This is a genomic window from Halobacillus alkaliphilus (genome assembly GCF_900113125.1).
Classification (GTDB): Bacteria; Bacillota; Bacilli; order Bacillales; family Halobacillaceae; genus Halobacillus; species Halobacillus alkaliphilus.
Map to the genome: position 1 here is coordinate 66,187 of NZ_FOOG01000004.1, position 23,664 is coordinate 89,850.

14 protein-coding genes are annotated in these 23,664 nt (G+C 40.6%); 7 read left to right on the forward strand and 7 right to left on the reverse strand.

Translation table 11 applies throughout. The annotated features are described in order from the left end of the window. Positions 1-150: 150 nt before the first annotated feature. Positions 151-2,871 (reverse strand): AAA domain-containing protein, encoded by a 2,721-nt coding sequence (locus BMZ06_RS03975; RefSeq protein WP_089750356.1) that lies wholly within the window; start codon positions 2,869-2,871, stop codon positions 151-153. Between the two features lie 1,485 nt (positions 2,872-4,356). On the opposite strand from BMZ06_RS03975, the gene BMZ06_RS03980 reads away from it, so the two are divergent. From BMZ06_RS03980 to BMZ06_RS03990, 3 genes are all read left to right on the forward strand, one after another. Next, complete coding sequence (locus BMZ06_RS03980) at positions 4,357-5,355, forward strand: tRNA dihydrouridine synthase (protein WP_089750357.1); 999 nt, start codon at positions 4,357-4,359, stop codon at positions 5,353-5,355. Positions 5,356-5,686: 331 nt separating this feature from the next. Next, on the forward strand, positions 5,687-6,598 hold the full coding sequence (locus BMZ06_RS03985; protein WP_089750359.1) for an ABC transporter ATP-binding protein: 912 nt from the start codon (positions 5,687-5,689) through the stop codon (positions 6,596-6,598). A gap of 17 nt (positions 6,599-6,615) precedes the next feature. Continuing rightward, positions 6,616-7,359, forward strand: coding sequence for an ABC transporter permease (locus BMZ06_RS03990; RefSeq protein ID WP_089750361.1), 744 nt, complete (start codon positions 6,616-6,618; stop codon positions 7,357-7,359). 128 nt (positions 7,360-7,487) lie between these two features. Here BMZ06_RS03990 and BMZ06_RS03995 read toward each other — a convergent pair whose 3' ends face one another. Further along, positions 7,488-7,958, reverse strand: a complete 471-nt coding sequence (locus BMZ06_RS03995; protein ID WP_342708461.1) for an RDD family protein — start codon at positions 7,956-7,958, stop codon at positions 7,488-7,490. Between the two features lie 306 nt (positions 7,959-8,264). On the opposite strand from BMZ06_RS03995, the gene BMZ06_RS04000 reads away from it, so the two are divergent. Then, positions 8,265-9,581 (forward strand): voltage-gated chloride channel family protein, encoded by a 1,317-nt coding sequence (locus BMZ06_RS04000; RefSeq protein WP_089750365.1) that lies wholly within the window; start codon positions 8,265-8,267, stop codon positions 9,579-9,581. 18 nt (positions 9,582-9,599) lie between these two features. Beyond that, positions 9,600-10,211: a DUF421 domain-containing protein gene (locus BMZ06_RS04005; RefSeq protein WP_089750368.1), complete on the forward strand. Its 612-nt coding sequence runs from the start codon at positions 9,600-9,602 to the stop codon at positions 10,209-10,211. Between the two features lie 120 nt (positions 10,212-10,331). Here BMZ06_RS04005 and BMZ06_RS04010 read toward each other — a convergent pair whose 3' ends face one another. From BMZ06_RS04010 to BMZ06_RS04020, 3 genes are all read right to left on the reverse strand, one after another. Then, on the reverse strand, positions 10,332-11,030 hold the full coding sequence (locus tag BMZ06_RS04010; RefSeq protein WP_089750370.1) for an ABC transporter permease: 699 nt from the start codon (positions 11,028-11,030) through the stop codon (positions 10,332-10,334). Further along, positions 11,030-11,878 carry an ABC transporter ATP-binding protein gene (locus BMZ06_RS04015; protein WP_089750372.1) on the reverse strand — a complete coding sequence of 283 codons (849 nt, stop codon included), beginning with the start codon at positions 11,876-11,878 and terminating at the stop codon, positions 11,030-11,032. Before BMZ06_RS04015 ends, BMZ06_RS04010 begins: the two co-directional genes overlap by 1 nt. 207 nt (positions 11,879-12,085) lie before the next feature. Beyond that, positions 12,086-13,141 (reverse strand): LytTR family transcriptional regulator DNA-binding domain-containing protein, encoded by a 1,056-nt coding sequence (locus BMZ06_RS04020; RefSeq protein ID WP_089750374.1) that lies wholly within the window; start codon positions 13,139-13,141, stop codon positions 12,086-12,088. Between the two features lie 598 nt (positions 13,142-13,739). Here BMZ06_RS04020 and BMZ06_RS04030 point away from each other — a divergent pair. Next, the gene (locus BMZ06_RS04030) at positions 13,740-19,556 is read left to right on the forward strand and encodes a DUF3320 domain-containing protein (RefSeq protein WP_089750378.1); all 5,817 of its coding nucleotides are present in this window, start codon (positions 13,740-13,742) and stop codon (positions 19,554-19,556) included. Between the two features lie 368 nt (positions 19,557-19,924). Further along, on the forward strand, positions 19,925-20,995 hold the full coding sequence (locus BMZ06_RS04035) for a sulfite oxidase (RefSeq protein WP_089750380.1): 1,071 nt from the start codon (positions 19,925-19,927) through the stop codon (positions 20,993-20,995). Between the two features lie 267 nt (positions 20,996-21,262). Here the strand turns inward: BMZ06_RS04035 and alr are convergent, their stop codons facing one another. Then, on the reverse strand, positions 21,263-22,381 hold the full coding sequence (gene alr / locus BMZ06_RS04040; protein ID WP_089750382.1) for an alanine racemase: 1,119 nt from the start codon (positions 22,379-22,381) through the stop codon (positions 21,263-21,265). Between the two features lie 59 nt (positions 22,382-22,440). Next, a complete protein-coding gene (ald, locus tag BMZ06_RS04045; RefSeq protein WP_089750385.1) occupies positions 22,441-23,571 on the reverse strand; it encodes an alanine dehydrogenase in 1,131 nt (376 codons plus the stop codon). Positions 23,572-23,664: the final 93 nt, after the last annotated feature.

The window sequence follows — 23,664 nt, forward strand, 5'->3', positions numbered from 1 at the left end:
TATTACTAACACTATACGATGAAATCATGTTTTGAAAGTAAAAAAGAAGAGAACGACTCCTCTTGTTAACAAAGGCATTCTCTTCTTTTTTATTTTGATTTGAAGGATTAATAGAGTGCCGGAAGAGAGGAATTCCACCTCTACCAGCTCTTACCTTAAAATCTCCACTAGTTTATTATGTAATTTTTCTTTTTCTTCACTACCAGTCGTTTTCATTCTAATTACTGGAATTCCATACTTTTGTAAAATTTGGTCTTTCATTTGATCTCTTTTAAGCTGCTCAGAGTTCTCGGAATGGAAAGCATGGCCGTCGACTTCTACCACTAGTAGGGGCATTTTATCCATTTTGTTAAATATAACAAAGTCTGTGTGAGTTAATGGATTCATGGCATATTTTCGTTCTGATTTTGTAAGTCCTTCAGAGTCCTGAATTAACATTCGAAGTGGTTGATGGAGAACGAAATCCAAGCTCATGAATTTTTCATCACTTAACACTTCCTCGATTACTACATTCATTAAATTTTCTGAAGTGTATTTAGAAACTTTTTTACTTTTTTTCATTATATTTAATAATTTGTCTGAGTAGCTACTATAGAGAAGATCAAAAACGGAATGAATTTTGCTTTCTATAACTTGAAAATTGTTATATCTAATATATCTAATTAAATCTCCTATATTCGTTCCGTGCCAACGATCGCCCCCATCGGCTACTACGACAATTAGCTTTTCCTCTGCACGTGATATAGCTACGTTTATAAGTTTAGCGTCATCTACGAAGTCATTTGCTTTGACTTTATTAGAAACCGTAGTCAGAATGATTGTTTCTTTTTCTCTTCCCTGAAATTTATGGACAGTGTCTACTTCCAATTCAGAGTGTCCATGTGTATCTTGGATTGTATCCGCTTGTAATCTGTATGGCGAAATTACCCCCGTAGAACTCAACTCTATCTTTTGTTGTGGTAGTACTTCTTTTAAAATTACGTCTATTTGCCTTTCGTTAATTTTGTCCCTGGCATGGTTACCTTTGGCTGTCTGATATATTACTAAAGGTTGGTCTTCTTCCTCTTCTTCTGTCAACACTACTAACTCATTATTATAGAATTTTTGATTACAGAAACCAATAATCTTTGGATGGCATCGATAATGCTCTTTTAGCAGCGTTCTTGGAGCATCTTTAAATACAGCCCCTACCGATGATAATAAACTGTGCTTTGCGTAATGGTATCCTTCATCAACATTAAAATCCTCAAATATTCTTGTCGTTATTTTCTTAATCTCGGAAGTAATGACATTAGGAAGCTGCTTCATATCTCCTACGATTACCGCTTTTTTTGCAGAAGATAAAGCTAATGCGCCAGTTACTAAATCCACTTGCGAAGCTTCGTCAACAAGGACAAAATCAAACAGATAGTTTTGAGGTGCATTGTTTCTCAGGGAATGAGTGGTACTTAAAATGATAGGATACTCCTTAGAAAAATCACCAAAATTATTCCACAAAGCCTTCTCATCGAATAAAACCCTTTTCTTTTTCTTTCCAAAAGTGGCTGCCAACTTTGCTTTGAGCAACTTCATAGAGTCTGCACTATACTGTTTCATGACAGAATCAAAATCATAATTCTTCAACTTCTTACCTAATCTACTTATTTCAGTCTCCAATTCTTTTACCTTTAATTCGTAATAGAGCCTTTGTAGGTTAGAAATAAGTTTCTCTGAGGAGTATTTATATAGCTCAAAGTTATAAATGCCGTACTTCATTAGGTAAAATAACTTTTGCCTCCATGTAATTTTCCCATCCTGTATTGATCGCTCGTACTCAATTAATAATTGCAATACTTTATCCGAACTTAATTTGTAATAGGATTTTATTTGTAAAAGTTCTAGTTCTGTATTTGAAATATAGTCTTTAAAATATTTATACTCTGTTTTAATTGAAGATAATGATTGCTTCAGAGAAGCTTGCTTATTTTTAAACTCTAGCATTTGGTTCAGTTCTTGTTCGGATTCCTCTAGCTTTCTTCTAATGGATTGGACTTGGGTATCCTCTAGTACCCAATGATCCATGTTAGGATATGCCCCACTCTGCTCAGAGAAAAATTTTTCCTTATTATTCTTATTCCCTAAATAAGCAGCTAAAAAATCAATTCCATACTTTTGCAATTTCTCAAGTACATTGGATGTAGCAGAATTATTATTCGAAACAACCGCAACCGTTTTGTCATTCATAATAGCGTTGGCAATAATATTAAGAATCGTTTGCGTTTTTCCTGTACCCGGGGGGCCTTCGATGATACTAAGCTGTTCGTTCATCGCATTTATAGTAGCTGACTTCTGGCTAGCATTAAATCCAAAAGGAAAAATTACACTTTCTTTTTTAGATTCACTTTTTAGTGGTTTTCTTTCTAAATAAGCGGATAAAACACTTTGGGAACTGACAGGCGTTAAACTATCATACTGTTTACTTAATAATTTCCGACCTTGCTCTTCTTCAGAATCTATCTGTTGAGATAGTTTTTTTAAGTAATCAAAACAAATAATCGCGTTTTGATTTGATAAGCTATCCTCATCTATTGTCAAAGATTCTCGGGAATAAGTTTTTTTGAAACCACTATTAAAAATCAATCGTACATGGGCTTCGAAAACCAAAATATCATTAATTCCATTTATAGGTTGATTATTGTTATATATTATTTTAGAAGCTGTTTCCAACCTTTTAGGATCACGATACCAAACTACTTTATTTTCATTATATTTGTAGACCTTATTGGACCTCTTAAACCTAATATGCCAATTGCCATTATTAAAATTACAAAATGAAACTTGATCTGTTTTGTCCGTGCCGTTTATAAGGACCAGGTCTTTGTCTAAATTCACCCTTAAAGCACCTCTTTTTTAAGCAATATGAATTTCGATTACATCTTTTCCTTTTAGACATTTTATCACATCATTGATCAGCGCTATATTAAATAAAGGCGTCTTCATCTGAGGAGTTGCCATGGAAACACCTCAGATGAAGACGCCAAAATTTTTCTCTTTTTCAAAAACTATTATTATTTTAACCAATTAATTGAAGAACGCGGAGATGTACATCATGTATTCACTAAAAAGCGTATACAAAATAATGGATATAATAACCGTCGCCATTATAATCAAATCGCGAACTATGTCTATACTGAACAGGCGGTTAATTTAGCGATCAAGGACCAGAAACCGGGAAAGTACATGGAAGTTGTTAAATAACAAATTGCTAATAATGAGTTTGTAATTTGGAGAAATAAATGATGAAACATTGCTAAAAGAAAATATGAAGATGAATTGCGTTCCTGAATCAATATTTTCAATGACTGCCAATAATTATGATGAGTTTCTAGTAGAGAGAACGCGGATGATGATGGAAAAAGTTCGAAGGTTTTATGAAAGGTTATAGAAAACATATTAGTTCCTAATTTCCTAAACCACCATTTGTATAAGTTAGTAATTATTTAATTAATAATATTTGCTTTTATATAAGCATTTGTCACCTAATGAGAAGTTTTGCGCAGAAACTAGAAACTAAATTCACAAAAAACAAAAGACCTATACCAAAAAAGAGGCTGGCAAACTTTTAAGGCATAGGTTTATATACTAATATTCGTTTAAACCTCAGTCCTTAATTGATGATAAAATGCCCTGAACCACTTCCTTCTTGCTGGTAGCCTTTACCTTATAGTGATGGCTTAAAAATTTAGTCATAGCAATACATTTATTCGCTTGATAAAACTCAATAAATAACGTAACACGTCCTTTACGGTAAAAACTTTCGAGACGAAATATTAAATTAAGGTTATATACAGATAAGGAACTATTACAATATGATATTAAGTAGATCTCTCCTTTATAAATCAGCCTAGTTTTTATTGGAGCTTACTTTTAAAGAAGGGCATCATTTACCCATCTTTTTGTATAGATCAGGCTCCTTGATCCATACTTAATATGAGGTATTTAAACAGGTCTAAAGATAAGTCGATTCGCCCTCCCTTGCACCTTGAACCACCACTTCTATTCCTTGTAAAAATCACGTAATCCTAACTCTCTTCACATACTTTGATTCTGTATTTTAAATCTCATCATCTATTTCCAATCCACTTCACAGTTTCAACTACCTTATCAACTGAGCCACATTGGTGTTGGCTACATCATCCATTTCAATTAAGATTTTCCTCAAAACAAGACTGGTACTTCTCTTGCACTTTTCGTTTGATACCATTAAAGTATATAATGGTTGAAATCCAGCCTTATTGGTAATGGATATGATAGAAACATTTTTACTTTTTAATTTTGGGAACATGGTTTCCCTTAAGGAAAGGGTTCAGATATAGTATGAAAGATAATTTTTGGCATGAGTTGCCGCGACCGTTTTTTGTTCTGGCACCGATGGAAGCAGTAACGGATGTCGTTTTTCGTCACGTCGTGAGTGAAGCAGCGAGACCTGACGTGTTTTTTACAGAGTTTACGAATACGGATAGCTACTGCCATCCAAAAGGAAAAGACAGCGTACGGGGGCGTCTAACCTTCACGGAAGATGAACAGCCGATTGTCGCCCATATTTGGGGAGACAATCCCAAAAAGTTCCGGGACATGAGTATTGGTCTAGCCGAAATGGGCTTTCGCGGCGTGGATATCAATATGGGTTGTCCTGTACAGAATGTTGCAGCCAAAGGTAAAGGGTGTGGATTGATTCGTCGTCCAGATGTTGCTGCGGAAATCATTCATGCCTCCAAAGCCGGAGGACTGCCCGTAAGTGTGAAGACCCGTCTCGGTTATACAGAGGTGGAGGAATGGCGGCATTGGCTGAAGCACCTCCTGGAACAGGATATAGCGAACCTTTCCATCCATCTCCGTACGAAAAAGGAAATGAGTAATTTCGATGCTCACTGGGAGCTCATTCCAGAGATCAAGCAGCTTCGTGATGAAGTTGCCCCTGATACGCTTCTGACGATCAACGGGGACATTCCTGACCGTCAGAAGGGACTTGAACTCGTGGAGAAATATGGTGTGGACGGGGTGATGATCGGCCGGGGGATCTTCCATAACCCGTTCGCTTTCGAAACAGAGAAGAAAGAGCATACCAGTGAAGAACTGCTCGATCTCTTGCGACTGCAGCTCGACCTTCATGATAAGTATTCTGAAGGACTGGAGCCCCGGATCTTCAAACCGCTTCGCCGCTTCTTTAAGATTTACGTCCGAGGATTTAGCGGAGCAAGTGCCTTGAGGAATGAGCTGATGAGTACAAATTCTACTGATGAAGTACGTGCGCTGCTTGATGAGTTTACAGAGAAAGATGGTGTGAACGAAGAGGAAAGTTTTTCGGTATCTTAGGTAAGGTCCTTTTACAGGAGAGGAAAGCCGTTCGGGCTTTTCTCTCTTTTTTATGAATAAAAAAAGATGACAAACTAAAAGCACTCTTCTTCAATACCTTTCTCAATACACTCTTGCTATAAGTATAATTCCACCCTCTATGGCTATCTAGATTATAAGAATTCATCTGTTTCGTTTAATTTCCAGAGTCCTTACCTACTTGTCGCGAAACACTTTAGAAAGAATAAGTATCTTCTCTATTTTCTTAAAATTATGAAACTAATAATCTTGAGCATACGTATAAGAGACAGTTAATTACAATTGGGTTGATAACGGGAAAGGAGACAGTTCTGTGATCAAGGTAGAAAACATCAGCAAGTACTACGGCACACTGCAAGCACTCAACAACATCAGTTTCACTATCAACGAAGGCACATGCTTTGGACTCGTTGGCCCGAATGGAGCCGGCAAGTCGACGCTTATGAAGATTTTATCCGGCATTTTACTTAATTTTGATGGGGACATCCATGTGAGAGATTGGAAGGTTTCGAAGGACCGCCTCAAGATCAAGCAGCAGATCGGCTATATTCCTCAGGAGATCTGCCTGGAGGATACGCTGACCGCTCGTGACAACCTGATCCTTTTTGGCAACTTGTATGGACTGAAAGGAAAAGAGCTGCAGCGTCGGATGGATGAGGTGCTTGATCAGATCGGCTTAAGCGAAAGGGTAAAGGATAAAGTCGTGACGTTCTCAGGTGGTATGAAGCGCCGGCTGAACATCGGCTGTGCGCTTTTGCATAAACCGGGCATCGTCATCATGGATGAGCCGACCGTCGGCATTGATCCGCAGTCGCGGAATTCGATTTTTTCGATTATTCATCAACTGAAGGCTGAGGGAAGCACGATCATCTACTCCAGTCACTATATGGAGGAGGTCGAGCAGCTGTGTGACAGCATTGGCCTCATTGATAAAGGGCAGCTCATGGAGTTCGGCCGGATGGAAGAGTTGTTAGAGAAGTATGCGAAGCCTTCGTTGTTTATTGCTGGAGAGAGCATTGAGCTTGGGATGCTGCAAACCTTTGGAGAGGCGGAAGCGAAAGGAAACGGTTATTTACTGAATAGTGACGAGCCGCTTCTCACTCTGGAAAAATTGGTGGCGCACTGTCGCGAGAATAGTTTGGAGCCACGCAGGCTGGAGCTTTATCATCCGCGTCTTGAAGATATTTTCTTCAATTTAACCGGCACGCAGTTAAGAGACGCTTAGGAAAAGGAGAAATCCATATGTGGGCAATTGCTCGTACTGAATTGAAAAAGACGGTCCAGGATAAAGGGCTGTGGTTCTGGACATTTGTTCTCCCGATTGTATTTATTGTGGCTTTTGTTGCAATTTTCTCCGGTGATGAGAGCACGAGCTATAAAGAAGTGGTGACGCAGATTATCCCGGGCTACACAATCATGTTCGCTTTTTTTATTATGATTTCCATGGTCATTGTTTTTGTAAAAGATCGAGAGCGCGGGATGGTCGCACGGATTGCCAGCACTCCCCTCTCGATCCATCAATACTTCTTTGGCAAGTGGCTGCCGTTCATGATCATCGTGCTTGTCCAAATCACGGTCCTGTTTGGGTTTGGTGTCGTGGTCTATGATCTGCCGCTTGGAGACCCCTTTGCTCTCATTCTTTTATCCCTGGCGCTTGCGTTTATTGTGACCGGATGGGGCATGGCGATGGCCGTTATTGTACGAACGGAAAATATGGGGATAGCGATGACGCAGATTCTCGCTTTAGGCGGGGCGCTCCTCGGTGGTCTCTGGATGCCGGTCGAGTTTATGCCTGATGTCGTTCAGAACATTAGTAAAGCCCTGCCGCAATACTGGGCGCTGCAGGGGTATAAGGAGATTATTCTCTCCGGAGGCGGGGTTGCTGATATTTGGCTGCACCTTTTGATCCTGATTATTGCAGGTGTGGCTGGCGGAGTGCTTGCTTTAGTCTCTTATCCTAGATTTTTACGGCAGTCACGAAGCTAGTAATTAAAATCGTGAAGCTCCAAGGCCTTCCTTTTTCTGGGGGACCTGAGGAGCTTTTTTGCTGATAAGATACATGAACCGAAATTTCTTCTATATAAACACAAAAAAGCACTGATCCTTATCAGTACTTAATCAAAAGGCTCTTCCTTTCGTTTTACGGTGGTATAAGAGCTCATTTCTCCCCAGCCACGTCCCTTCTTATCGACCAGACAGGCAATCAAAGAAACGAAGTACCACAGCCCGTTGGTGAGAATGACTGGTCCGAATCCGAGCACCGCGCGCAAGATGATTTGGAAGAAGTTCGGTTTCTTTCCGTTGTTAGATGTGACCGTCAAATTCATCAGCAGCATCCCCAGTGTCCTTCCGTTTGCGAACAGTGGAATGGCGAGTAAGAAAGTGAAGTGAGTGATGATGAAAGCTTTCCAGAATATCGGGTTCGGATCGAATCCTCGGCCGGTATCTTGCCATTGCGTATATAAGGCGGCAATAAAGCCGGCGATCATGAGTTCGAGTCCGGCGGCTATGAGCCGTTGTAACAGGTTCTTTTCGTTTATGATAATCCCTCCTCCCCTTTGCTGTATTCTATGGGAGCTTGACAGGAAAGGTTCTGGGAGTGGCTTGGTGCATCATCCCTCTTGATTTTTAAGATAGTCCAGAAGCTAGCTTCCATTCAAAAGCCCCCTTAGGAATTCCCTTTTTCGGGATACCTAAGGAGCTTTTTTTGTAGGCTTCGAACGTCCGGTAATAGGTATCTCCTCTAATGGTCTCCATAACCTCTACGTAAATAATCCTCGCCAATCTTTTTTGCAGTCATCAGTTCTTCCACCCTTATTTTCATAATTCCAACCCAATAGGCAAAACTAGAACCAACATTCCCACCAGACTGGAAATGAGGTGAATGGTTGATGCTTCTAAAGTACAAAAACTTCTTTTCAATTCTTGGTTCATGGATTTTCTTTGGAGGCCTAATTGGTTTAATCGTTGGCTCGGCAACCACTTTCCTTTTAGAAACAAACGATTATCTTGGAGATGAGGTTCGATTAGAAAGAGATTGGCTGATCTACTTCCTCCCCCTTGGAGGAGTTCTCATAGGATACCTTTATATGAACTACGGCAAGGTATTTTTGAATAACACCTTGAATGACACGGCTGAATTAAACAATCTCGTGATCGACTCCGTTCACGGTAAAAAAGAAGTGCCACTGCGAATGGGTCCGATTGTTTATCTCGGCACGTTTATAACCGTCCTACTTGGTGGGTCAACGGGACGAGAAGGTGCAGCTGTCCAAATGGGCGGAAGTGTAGCTGCAGCGATCAACAAATTCTTTAAGGTTAATAAACTCGACAGAAAAACGTTAACAATGAGCGGAATAAGCGCTGGTTTTGGCGCTGCCTTCGGGGCACCCATCACCGGGGCTGTATTTGGCATGGAAATGTCGGCATTAGGAAAACTGAGACTGGAAGCATTCGTTCCCTGTCTTACGGCAAGCTTCGTCGGCCACTATGTAACGACAGCCGCCTGGGGGCATGAACATGAAGAATTCATCATCCAAAACGTACCGGAAGTATCGATGATTACCTTTATGAAGGTGATTCTATTAGCTGTTATCTTCAGCCTGATCAGTGTTTGCTACTGTCAGCTGCGGCACGGCATACAGAATTTTTCTGAGAAACTTTTCAAGAAAAATCATATGAAAAGAGCCTTCGTTGGAGGGCTGATCGTTGTAGGATTAACCCTCATCGTGGGATCCCAGGATTATAACGGCCGGGGATTAGAGATGCTTGAACAATCTTTCCAGGAAGAAGTCCCTCCCTTTGCTTTTCTGGCCAAGCTAGTATTTACTGCGGTCACTCTGGGAAGCGGATTTGTGGGCGGCGAAGCGATCCCTCTATTTTTTATTGGGGCCACATTAGGCAATGCTTTACATGGCTTTATCGACTTGCCTCTATCTTTTCTCGCTGCGCTAGGATTAATTGCCGCCTTTTGTGCAGGTGCCAATACCCCTTTGGCCGCCTTCCTTTTAGCCATGGAGATGTTTGACGGAAAAGGGTTAGAGTTCTTTTTAGTGGCCTGTTTAGTCAGCTATCTCTTCTCAGGACACCACGGACTATGGCCTTCTCAAAAAATATATGGACTTAAGAGCAGGTTATATCGTATTCCCCCGGGAAAAACGATCGAGAATGTAGAGAAAAAGAAAAAACACACGAAACCAAATGGATAGCTCGGGAGGTGGATATTTATGGATTTCAACTTTATATGGAAAGCCATTGTCGTGGTCGTTGGGGGCGTCCTTATTTTGCGGTTAGCCGGCAGAAAGTCCATCTCCCAGCTTACAGTAGCGCAGACGGTCATGATGATCGCGGTTGGATCCTTGATTATTCAACCGGTTGGCGACAGGAACATCTGGATCACCATGGCGATTACCTTTCTCATGGTCCTTACGCTTCTTTCCATTGAGTATGTGGTATTAAGATCCAATACTCTGGAAACCTTCATCTACGGAAAATCACTGCTGGTCGTCGAAAACGGCCAGATTAATGAAGCCAATTTAAAAAAATTGCGGTTAACCGTTGATATGCTTGAAGTACGAATGAGACAGCAGAACATTAAGCATTTTTCTGATGTACAATGGGCGACCATAGAATCAAATGGGCAGCTAGGGTATATGTTGAAGCCAGATAAGGATTATGCGACGAAAGAGGATATTCAAATGCTGAAATCATTGATTGAAGCCCAGCAGGCTAAGCCCGGAAATGAAGCACCAGCAACTCTATCAGGTAACTCCGACAACCTGTTTACCGAGGTTAAAAACAGAAAGCATAACGAACGGCCTAAAGAGAATTTGGATTGATAATTACACTCTCGGCTTGGAAGTGAAAGAAGAAGGATGCATCCCCCTCTTAAGCCTCCATAACAATAGAGCTGCAGTCATGATTCCACTGCAGCTCTATGCTCTTCTATCATCTCTTCCTTAATCAAACCGACGTTTTTTGAATATATAGATGGTGACGATCACGCTGAGAACCGCCCATAGAGCTAACACTAGGAAATGCTCCCCAACTGACTGGCCATTCATCAACTGTTGAAGCAGCTGGCCGAGTTGTTTATCTGGCAAATAGCTTAACACCTTGATGAGCCATTCCGATTCAATCATCGTGCGGAAAACATCCCCCATACCAAAAATAAATAAAACCGGGATTCCCGCCACCGATGTCTCCATTACCGTTCGAGAGACTAGTCCAAGAATCGTTCCAATACTGATAAATATAACGAGACTAATGAGTATCGCTGCAGTGACGAGCAGAGTCTGATCAGGCATGGGGATGTTACCGATTAGTATGACGGCAACAACCATAATTATGCTTAAGACAGCTGAAAGCACACTCTTTCCAATGAAAATTTCTGAGGTGTTCAATGGGGAAAGGAGCAACCCTCTTAACGTGTTCTTCTCTTTTTCTTCCGCTATCACGCCTGCCTGGATAAATGAACCCACCATCACCATCGAAAGGGTAATGGGCATAAAGACAACTGCTGTCTCCATCCCCTCTCCCTGACTGAATATGAAAGCAAAGAACAGCGGTATTACAGCCGTAGACAGCATATAGGCATTTTTTAAAAGATCTCGATAATCCTTAATAACCACAGCTTGAATTCGTTTGATGGAAATCATTAGAACAGCTCCTTTCCTGTAACACGAGCGAAAATATCACCTAAGCTTGGCTCATTGGAATGCACGGATGCCAGCTGTTGATTGGCAATCACTTCACGAATGTGTTCCGCTCCTTCATGATCGTTGCCGACGAGCTGTTCTCTTCCATCTTTCAGTAAGAGAGTTATTGAAGAATTCGAATGGCTCACCCGCAATTCCCGCGGAGGGCCTTGCAATTGGATGTGTCCTTTATTTAAAAAGGCCACACGGTCGCAGATCCTTTCCGCTTCATACATATCATGCGTCGTTAAGAAGATCGTTGTGCCTTCTTCGTTTAAGGTACGTAAAATGCGATGAATCCGCTCCGTACTGACAGGGTCTAAGGCAGATGTCGGTTCATCAAGAAATAACAATTCCGGCTTATGCAGAATTGTCCGTGCCAGGATCACCCGCTGCCTCATCCCCTTCGACAGCTTGCTAACCACCTTGGATTCTTCACCTGTCAATCCCACTTCATGCAGCACCTCTTCAATGCGCTTATAAGGAACGCTGTACAGTTGACAATATAATTGTAAGTTCGCGTTTACCGTTAATCGTTCATATAATCCGGAATTATCCGTTAACACACCAACGCGTCTCATTAGCTTAGGGTCTTTCAAATCTTCTACAGCTCTCCCAAAAACTTGAATGCTTCCGGACTGATAACCCTCTTGAGCCGTAAGCAGCTTAATTGTCGTCGTTTTACCAGATCCGCTTGGTCCCAGGAAGCCAAACGTTTCTCCAGATTGAATGGAGAACGACAAATCATCCAATGCCCGCTTCCCATCAAATTCTTTATGAACATTCGAGACATTAATAATCTCGCTCATATCCAATTCCCCTTTCCTGCTTTCGCAAGTGAATGACTTCAGTTTAAGAGGAACTGATCACCGGCGCATTAAATCAAGCATGGAAGGAGTCAATCACCGGATGAATGGAGCTATGAAACTATGAATGGAAGACTAAAAAAGCACGAAAAGAGAATTTAAAGCAGCGAATAAACGACTTGTCCCGACAATTTCCCGGGAAATATTTACTTACATACGCAATACATTCTTTAAATCCTGCAGTTTTCCTTTTGATAATGGAATATTGCTTTTATGATGATCATCGAGAATTAAGCTGTAGCTGTTTCTCGTCCATGTCATCACCTCACGAACCTTCTGGAGGTTCACAATATAGGAACGGTGGCAGCGGAAGAACCCGAATGGTTCCAGCCGCTCCGATAACTGCTGCAAAGTAATCGTACACGGAAACGCCCCACCTTTTACGTGCAGCTGAACTGTACCATCGACACTTTCCACGTAATCAATCTCTGTAGGATCAAAAAGAATTACTTTTTCTTTTACCTTTGCAGGGATCCTCTCCAAATGGACATGGGAACTTGTCCCAGACTGCTTTGAGTCTGAGTCATTTGCAAACTCATCTTCATCCTCTTCCTCGCCCGGCTCCTGCACATCCATTTTCTTTAATCCATCTTCATTCAAGCGATACACTTCATTCGTTATATTTACCGCACTCTCCATATTGCTCGTTATAATCAAAGCCGATCCACCTTCTGCTTGATGCTCATTAATCAATCTTCTCAAAATCACCTTGCTCTCGAGATCAATGTTCTGATCTGGCTCTTCTAAAATGATCAGCTCTGGCTGATGCACGAGTGCCTTCACCAAGGATAGACGCTTCCTTTCCGAAAAATTGAGCGTTTTGATACGTTGCGGCTTCTTAGCTGATAAATTCACTTTATGTAATAACTCATGAATGTCCGCTTTCTTACCGTAAACCTGCTGGTAAAACTTCAAATACTCATAAGGGGTTAAACGTTCATATACCTCTTCCTCGTGGAACACCACCCCGATCCGATGACTATATCGCTTCCAACCGGAAGGAAGGAACTGATCAAAGTAAGAAATCCGCCCTGTTCCTGCTTCGTGCCCGGTCAAGATGTGAAACAACACCTTCCCCACAATATGGTCGCATTGAATCGCTGCTACTTCGCTTTGATTGAGGCTAAAGGTGAAAGGGTGAAACCAAACTTTATCCCCTTCGACCTTGCCTACCTCTTCTAGTTTTAAGATAGGTTTCTGAGACATGGAAGATCACTCCAAAGTTAAAATAAATGCGCATCTAAGCGCGCTTACACTAGTAATAAAAGCAGAAGAATCATGGCTTTATATCAAGAGAAGGGTTAAACCCCCTATGGAACGGAAGGCTTTAACCCTGCAATTTATTATACATTATTATTATAAACGATTGGTCTATGTTATATGTGGTTCGGTTAAAACCATCAGCTTCACGAAGGCTTTTTAAAAAACTGAATTAAACCTTATATCGTGACCCGATATGAGAACTTCGTTTTAGCTTTTTCCAATTCCTTATTAAAAGATAACGTCTGTTTTACAGAACATATTTAAAAATTAAGAAGTGTATTCTCAGGAAGTTATTTATAGTAAGAATCACCGTAACTTTAGTGGAACCAACTAAAATGAGAAGTTGTTTATCACATCTCATCACTGCTTCTTTCTCTTACCCTCGTAAAACACTTAAATTGAAATAACTCGTCTTATTTACTAAACCCTCCAAGGGAGATATGAACATTTACAATATTATACTTTTTTTGACCAAATTACTCAGCCAGGTTGGTATAATAGTAATTAGTACCTAACTTATTAAACATGAGGTGGTTAATTAGTGGAAAAACTTATATCCTGTGATTGCGAATATGATGAGAGAGTATGTTTTGCGCTTCAACAGAACCATGTCCCATTTATTAATCGTTTAACGCTTGAAAATCTTAGTAAAGAAAAACATAACGATATTAAAGTAGTTCTATCCTCTAACCCTTCATTTTTTGAAACCAGAACCATTTATTTGGACTCCATAAATCCAGAAGAGCCTATCGAACTTAATCCGGATATCCATTTATCAGCAGAGTACCTTAGTAATCTCGATGAAAGTATGAAAGGTTATTTCAGCATAAGAATAGAAATTGGCGACGTAGAAGCATATGAGAATAACTTGCCTGTTGATATTTTGTCATTCGATAGTTGGCCGGGTTCTAGTGTAATTCCTGAAATTATATCGAGCTTTGTAACACCAAATAGACCCTTTATTATGGAAATCATAAAGCAGGCAGCGGGAATTATGCAGAAGAATACTGGAATCTCTTCCATGGATGGTTACCAAAGCGGAGATCCTAATCGTGTCATTGCACAACTCTCAGCTATCTACTCCGCTATCTCGGAACATAAAATTACTTACGCAAACCCTCCTGCAAGCTTTGAAGCAGAGGGACAGAAAATACGATTTGCTGACATGATTAAGAAACACAAGCTAGGTACTTGCCTTGATTTAACACTATTATATGCGGCATGTGCAGAAGCCATAGGCATTCACCCTATCATTGTATTTTTCCAGGGCCATGCCTATCCAGCTTTCTGGCTAAAAGAATTCACCTCTCCGGAGAGTTATCAAGATGATAAAAGCATACTAACCAAAAGTATGGCGGGTGGTATAAATGAAGTTATTGCCGTGGAATCAACTTATCTCACCAATGAAACTTCAACTTTTAATAGCGCGGTTCATGCTGCAGAAAGCAGTTTAAATAAACCCTATTACTTCCATTTTTTCGTAGACGTTCACAGAAGTAGAATCGGACAAATTAAACCCATCTCTTTGAAATTCAGCCCTGATGCTAATATGCAAGTGGATATGCAGCCAGAAGAGCCTGTACGAATTAATAGCAATTTTGCTTTTGAAAAAGTTGAGGTCATCCCGGAAGATGAGCAACTCACTGCTCAGACAGATGATTCTCAAGATAAGATCACCTATTGGCAGAATAAATTAATTGATATGAGTTTACGTAATAACCTACTGAATTATCGTATTCAAACCCAAGGAATTCCTGTGGTTACCTCTGATATTGACAAGATTGAGGATATTCTGGCTATGGGCAAGAAAGTGTTCATAGAACCTTTGCCTAACGAGTGGCGAAATAATATTAGAGATTTTAAAGACCAAAAAGAATTATTGAACAGCAAAATCTTAACAGAGGATGTTAAAAATAATAGATTACGCTCGCTTCATTCTGAAATGAAATTAGAAAAAGAACTAGTTAAACTTTACAGAAAATCCAAAAACACACTTGAAGAAACAGGCGCCAACTCGTTATTTATAGCTTTAGGGTTCTTAAAGTGGCATGACCCTAAATCTCCATCCATGGAACGTTATTCTCCAATCCTGCTCCTCCCTGTAGACCTTGTGAGGCTTTCCGCAAAGAAGGGCTACTACATTAGGGCTCGTGATGAAGAAATACAGATAAACATATCTTTGATTGAGTACCTTAAGCAAACTTTCGGTATTGATGCATCCATGCTCTACAATATACCAAAAGACGACCATGGTGCAGATGTAAGAAAAGTACTGACTAATATGCGAAGAATTATTATGCAAATGAAGAATTGGGATGTGCATGAGAGTGCTAGCATCGGCGTTTTTTCCTTTTCCAAATTTGTTATGTGGAATGACCTTGTCAATCACTCAGAAGTATTGAAGGAAAATAAGATAGTTAAAAGTCTGATAGAAGGAAACTATACTCATAATAAAGATGAGTCCTTTACCGACTCTCTGACAAGGCAAGAAGATGAAGAAGCAAAGGTATATGCTCCATTAAGTTCGGATGGCAGCCAGAAAGAAGCTATTCTGGCAACAAGTAAGAACAAGAGTTTTGTTTTACACGGTCCACCAGGCTCAGGTAAATCACAAACCATCACTAATATGATTTCCCATGCGCTTGCCACAGGAAAGTCTGTCCTTTTCGTGGCGGAAAAAATGGCTGCTCTCAATGTCGTACACAACCGGCTGGCTTCTATTGGCCTGGGTGACTTTTGTCTGGAGGTACACTCCAATAAAGGACAGAAGAAAGATATTCTTAAACAGCTGGAAAGATCTTTTGAACTTCACAAGAAAGTCAAAGGAACTAACTGGGATGATAAATTTGAGGAAGTGAAAGCTTTAAAGAAAGAGTTAAACAAGTATGTAGAAGAACTTCACCACCGAACTTCACTTGGGCAGAGTATTTTTGAAATGATTGAGATCTACTCAACTATTTCAGCTCCTAAAGAATTAATTGAATTTGAAAAAGAAAAAGTTATGCAAATGGAAGAAGTTAAATTGCGACGCACTAAACAAATTATAGAAGAGTTAGAAGTGATCAGTAAGGCTTGCGGCGGAGTAAAAGAAAATCCTTGGCTGGGAATCAAACAAACGCATTATTCTTTAAGCCTACATGATACCCTTAAGAAAGAGTTGAATGGCATTCAAACTGAAACGGAAAAGCTTCTTTCATTAGATAGGAGTTTAGCTGACATTGGTTTGTCTCATAGCCTAAAAGACCATAGCTGGTACATGTTCATCTATAAGATTATTCCTTTCCTCCATGATATTCCTGATGCTGAATTAGAACTTATCGGTGAGGAACAGTTTGAGAGTGTTATATCAGAGATTACTATGGTCATTCGTGCAGGAGAAGTTCATGATGAAGCTCGAGGTAAGATAGAAGAACGCTTTGATAATTCGATTTTAAAGATAGATGCAGAAACTCTCCTGCAAAACTTTAGATTAGCTGAGAACAGCTGGTTCATTCAAGAAATGCTGGAAAAAATGAAAATAAAAAAAGAACTTAAGAAATACTTGAAAGCAAAAGACAAAATTGAAACGGATGAGATAGAAACAATTATCAAGACGATCCGGGATATACAGGAGAAAAAGGATATCCTAATCCAGCATAATGATATTATGAATCAACACTTCCCAAATTTGTGGGATGAAGGTGAAGGAAATGGAGATTGGAGAGGTATTGAAAAAGCCGTAAAATGGATGACCGATGTACGAGAGGCTATTAAAGAGTTGCAACCTTCTCAGGAATGGCTCTTTAACAATGCCAGAAACCTTCATGCTCATAAAGAAGATTTTTCAAGCAACAAGTTAAAAGAACAAATGGAAAATTACACAAAAGGATTTCAAGTTATTATGAATCACTGGGAAGCAATTGAAAAAGAATTACTCATTGAAGATATCCATGAGCCTGCTAAACCTGACTGGGCGAACTTTAGCAGAAATAAGGCTCTTCATCTCATGGAGTCGTTACCTCTGCTTAAAGATAACTGTCAGCTTGCTGCTGTTATTAAGAAAGCTGAAGAATTTGGACTAGGGAATGTAACGAAGCCTTATCTGTCTGGAAGACTGGAAAATGATGAGCTTGTATCTTCTTATCTCTATGCATTTTACCGTATTAGGATTGATGGAGAAATCTCTGCAAGTGAAGATTTATCCCAGTTTTCAAAGATAAGTTTTGAGAATAAAGTTAATAAATTTCATACATTTGATGAAGAGCTTAGTGAGCTCACCAAACTTGAGGTGTATGTTAAGTTAATGGCTCGCGTGCCGAATTTAATGAACAACTCTATTCAAACCTCTGAGCCGGGCATTCTTTCAAAGGCAATCAAAAGTAAGGGAAGAGGCATTGCCGTTCGTCAGTTATTTGACAGGGTTAAAAACCTTCTTCCCAAAATTAAACCTTGCATGTTAATGAGTCCATTATCGGTAGCTCAATATCTAGACCCAGCCTTCCCTAAATTTGATTTAGTTATCTTTGATGAAGCATCTCAACTTCCAACAAGTGAAGCGATTGGGGCCATGGGAAGAGGCAAGAATGTCATAGTCGTAGGCGACCCTAAACAATTACCTCCCACAGATTTTTTTGGTACAAAGCAGGAAGAGGAAAACTTTAATCTACAGGATATGGAAAGCATTCTTGATGATAGTCTTGCTGTACGGCTGCCCCAGAAGCATTTGAGGTGGCATTACCGAAGTGAACATGAAAGCTTAATATCCTTTTCAAATAGCCACTTCTATGACAATAAATTAGTTACCTTCCCTTCTATAGATGATATCCATTCTCGAGTGTCATTTGTAAATGTAGAAGGTACCTACGACCGAGGGAAGACACGACAGAATAAGGTTGAGGCTGAGGCAATCGTCAATGAAATCTTTCTAAGGCTTACAAACCCGGAGACACAAGGTGAAAGTATAGGTGTAGTCACATTCAGTCAGCCGCAGCAAACGTTGATTGAAGATTTGATTGATGAGCGACTTAGACAAGATCCTACCCTCGAGAAGTATTTTTCAGATGAAGTGGAAGAACCAGTATTTGTTAAAAATCTGGAGAACGTCCAAGGGGATGAGCGAGATATTATTCTCTTCACTGTGGGCTACGGACCTGATCAAGAAGGTCACGTATCCTTAAACTTTGGTCCGTTAAACCGGGATGGTGGATGGCGCCGCCTTAACGTTGCAATTTCTCGTGCAAAAAAAGAAATGGTTATTTATGCTTCAATGGAACCTGATAAAATCAATCTATCTAAGACTAATGCTGAAGGCGTTCATAGTCTGAGATCATTTATGGAATTCGCAAATAGAGGAAAAATTCCTACCCCCATCAGAAACCAAACGAAGATTAATAAACCAAACTCTAGCGTGATTATTCCAAAAATAAAAGAGGCTTTAGAACACCATGGTTACCAAGTAGAAACAAACATTGGCCGCAGTGACTATAAAGTAGATTTAGCAGTAGTGGACAAGAATAACAAAGAGAAATACCTTGTGGCCATACAAGTTGATGGGCATCGGTATGCAAGTTTCACAGCCACCCGGGACCGTATTAAATTGGGAGAAACGATGCTAAAGAAATTGGGATGGCATATAATCAAAGTATGGTCAGTCGAATGGTGGCATAACGAGGAAAAACAAATTGAGGAGTTACTAGCACAACTTCACGAAATAGAAAAACTGCCTCCAGAGACTAAGAAACCGAAAAAAACTTATCCCATGCAAGAAACTATACAGAATAAGATTAGTAACCTTGCCATACCCACAGTTCCTAAACAACAAGCAAGCTATTATGAGCCAACCGTTTTAGAGGGTGTAACAATATCCAATGATTATTTCTACACACTTGAAGGCAAGCCTATTATCCAAGAGCAGATCAAAACCATCATAAAAAATGAAGCACCTGTTAGTTACTCGAAGTTATCCAAAACAATTATAAAGGCGTGGGGGTTCACCAGGAGTGGGGCTATGCTGGAAAAAGTCATACAGGACAATTTAATTGGACTGATGGCTTACGAAACCACTGAGGAAAATGGGAAGTTCCTATGGAAGGATGTGGAACAACGCTCATCCTACAGTGACTTTCGTGTAAAAAATAGGCATCGAAGGAATTTAGAAGACATAAGTAGCATTGAATATTCCAATGGTGTGATTCAAATTATGAAGACCGCTCTTCGGCTGCCTAAGGCTGACTTAATCCGGGAGATATCCAAACAGCTTGGTTACAGCAGGACCAGTTCTAAAACAGAAGAGTATGTACAGAAAGCCCTTGATCTGAATATCCAAAAAGGATTGATTACAGAGGACAATGAGGGATATATAGAATATATAGGTGGGTAATCATATATAAGAGTCCTATTCACATCATATAGGACTCTTTTTCTTCTGCTGTTTTTTTGCGAAAAAACTTTATAGGTTGAGAAAAAATAAAATTAAAAAGCCACTGCTTCTAAATCTTCTAAGGTTTCGTTACCAAATGTATCCCATTTCAAAAGCTCAGGTGTATTCGCTAAGTCTGAACTAGTCCAACACCCTATTAAAAACAGCGCCGTATTCCATTAGGAAGCTGCGCTTTTTTATTTGTTCACTAAATAGTGTTACCTAAGTCTTTTAGGCAAAAGATCCATTCATTTAATTTGCTCAAAGTCTCCTAATTAGAAGGCAAGAATCATATACATACTTCATGAACTTTTCAATAGGAGGAATTTATGGACCGTTCAAACCACCATAAAGCGAATCCGTACTTAATGACACGTAGCCTAATACCAGAAAATCAGGAGACACCGATCCAATTTATCAAGACTGATATTGTGGATCATAAATTATTTTATAGGCGGAACCACTTTCCTTATCCAACTCTTTCTTATTCAAACTATTATCTTCCGATTAATGGGATGGTATCCACCCCCATCCTGCTCTCCATGCAGGATATTCTTCAATTTCCTTCAAAAACGATACCAGTTGTCCTTGAATGTTCCGGAGATAAACGGAACCTGTTCAAACCAAAAGTATTTGGAGAACAATGGGAAAAGGGTGCGATCAGCCAGGGCTATTGGAAGGGGGTCCCTTTACGGTCGCTGCTTGAACTTTCCGGGATAAGAGAAGGAGCAAAAGAAATTGTTGTAGAAGGATATGATTTTGGAGACAGAACTGATTTAAATAAGGTTTTCACTTACGCTAGAAGTTTGCCTATTGAGAAGGCGCTCCACCCTGATACCATTATTGCCTATGAGTACAATAACCAGCCTATTCCTTTTAAACATGGATACCCACTGAGGCTAATTGTTCCACAGTGGTATGCCATGGCTTCTGTTAAATGGATCAAGCAGATTAGGGTTATAAGTTCTCACTTCGAAGGACCCTTTCAATCCATTGATTATATGTATTATCCAAATAAAGAAAATAATAAAGATGCCTTCCCTGTTACTACAGTCAATGTAAACTCAACTATACAAAAGCCTTTAGATATGGAAATTTTAAATACGGGTAAGCATTTGATAAAAGGGATCGCCTGGTCAGGTAAAGGCTTTATTACAAATTTAGAAATAAGTGTAGATGGTGGGGGTACCTGGAAAAATGCGAAATTAGAGCCTGCTAGACGTGGTGGTTATGCCTGGCAATCCTGGTCTTATGAGTGGACGGTATCAAAGAAAGGCAACTATATGATTATGTCAAAAGCAACAGACTCATATGGCCGAATCCAACCAACTGTACCTTTTTGGAATAAGAAGGGGTATGGGTATAATGCTATTGATAAAATCAAGGTCAAGGTAGAATAGCAAGCGGGATTGATTAAAAAACAAAGTTTCAGGCACCTCTAGTTTTATCTAAACGGAGGTAGCCTGAAACTTTGTTTATTATTTATCTATCCTGTCATTATCAAGCACGACTTCAAACCTCTGCTTTACCACTATCTGTAATAGGGTTCATTCTTCATAATCTTAAACGCCCGGTGCTCCAATAGGTTAGTAAAGAAGAAAAGCGTCCCCTCAATGACACAGCCATTGAAAGGAAATGAATGTAAGACCTGGTCTGCTTCTATGCTTTTAAATATTTTTCCTTGGTACACGCTGGCCGATTTGGCATGTGATTTCGTAATGAATGGTCTGAAGCTGATCGGCGACTTCTTTAAGGGATATGTTCCCTTCTCCCGGTTCCCCGAAAAATGTGTAGACTGCATCTCTATTGGATTCTTCCACGGAACTTACATCAATCATTGTTTGGTCCATACATACTTTCCCTACAATCGGACATTTCTGTTCGTTGATGACGACATGGCCTTTATTGGATAGGGCACGGGGCAGTCCGTCTCCGTAGCCGATGGGGACGGTTGCCACTTCTATTGGCCGCTCTGGTTCGTAGGATCTTCCATAGCTGATTGGCTCGCCGGGATAGACCATTTTGATCATGATAGGTTTCGTTTTCAGGCTCATCACCTGTTGAAGCGAAATCCATTCTCTCATATGCTCACCGGGATAGAGGCCATACAAGCTGATGCCCACTCTCACCATATCCATGTGCATAGAAGGAAAGGTAATGGTGGCAGCACTATTGCAACAGTGGGTGATGGGAATTTTCCCATGTACATTTTCTACCTCTTCCACGACAGACAAAAAGTGGTGGAATTGCCGTTCTGTATAATCAGGGTCTTCATTATCGGCATCGGAAAAATGGGTGAAAATCCCTTCTACATGAACGTAAGGAGAGCCGTTTTTTTCTAAGAGCTGGAGGACATCCTCCCCCTTTTTTAGTCCGATTCGATGCATGCCGCTATCAACTTTGATATGGATGTTCACTGACTTCTCTTTCTCTTCTGCTGCACGGATTACTTCTTCCATAATTTCGTCTGTAAACACCGTCAGAGTAAGGTCATGGTTAACGGCTTCCTGAACTGCTTCTCTCGGGGTATAGCCAAAAATAAGGATCGGTACGTTTATGCCTGCTTTTCTTAACTCAATCGCTTCCTCAATAATAGCCACACCTAAACGGTTGGCTCCTGAATCAATCATTGATGTTGCACACGGGATAAGTCCATGGCCATAGGCATCTGCTTTGACCACCCCCATCAACTGACAGTCTTGACTAATATAATCTTTGAACGCTTTTACATTTTGTTTGAGAGCTTCCAGGGAAACTTCGGCCCATGTGGGGCGGTAGTTCGTCATGGTTATTCCTCCTGCCTATAAAGAAAGCTCCTCCAGCAGTTGTGGAGGAGCAGGTTAACTTATACGTGTGTGACTGTCTGAAGTGCTTCACGAACTGGTTTGTACTCATAACCAAGATCACGCGCTACGGCTTCATACGTCAAGTGACCATTCGCCGTGTTCACTCCTGCTTCAATTGCTTTATTCCCCTCAACTGCTTGGTTCACGCCTTTAGAAGCGATTTGCAGAGCGTAAGGAATGGTTACATTCGTCAGGGCGATGGTAGATGTGCGTGGCACCGCTCCCGGGATGTTAGCAACAGCATAATGAAGGACGCCGTGTTTTTCATAAATCGGGTCATCGTGCGTCGTAATATGATCGACCGTTTCAAAGTTGCCTCCCTGGTCTATGGCTACATCAACGATGACAGAGCCTTCTTTCATGTCTTTGACCATATCTTCCGTCACAATTTTCGGCGCTTTAGCTCCTGGAATCAACACAGCACCGATGACCAGATCTGCTTCTTTAACGGCTTCTGCAATGTTTAGTGGGTTGGACATTAACGTTTGGATATCTGACCCGAATTGGTCGTCCAGCTCGCGAAGACGATTCGGGTTCAGGTCGACGATGGTAACGTGAGCCCCCATCCCGATCGCCATTTTTGCTGCGTTGGTTCCAACGATTCCGCCACCAATAATGACGACTTTTCCACGTGAAACACCAGGAACGCCACTTAACAGGATACCTTTTCCACCGAAGGATTTTTCCAGGAATTGCGCTCCTACCTGGGTAGCCATACGGCCTGCTACTTCACTCATTGGAGTAAGAAGCGGCAATTTATGATCGACAGCCACCGTTTCATAAGCGATTGCTGTCACTTCATTCTCTACTAATGCTTTCGTCAATTCAGGCTCAGCGGCAAGGTGAAGGTACGTAAATAGAACCAGTCCTTTTCGGAAGTATCCGTATTCAGACGGTAGAGGTTCCTTCACTTTCATGACCATTTCAGAATTCGCCCAGATATCGGAAGCGGTTTCAACAATCTCAGCACCAGCATCACGATATTCTTCGTCTGTAAAATTACTGCCTGTACCTGCATGGGTTTCGACACGAACCTTGTGACCTGCGTGAATGAGGTTGACGACACCTGAAGGCGTAATAGCTACGCGGTTTTCATTATTTTTAATTTCTCTTGGAATTCCGATAATCATGGGGAGTCCACCTTTCAAATTGTATGTAAGAAAAGTATAGCTCTTCTGCTGAACATTTTATTTAGGAGAAACTGAAAAAATAAACAGGAGAAT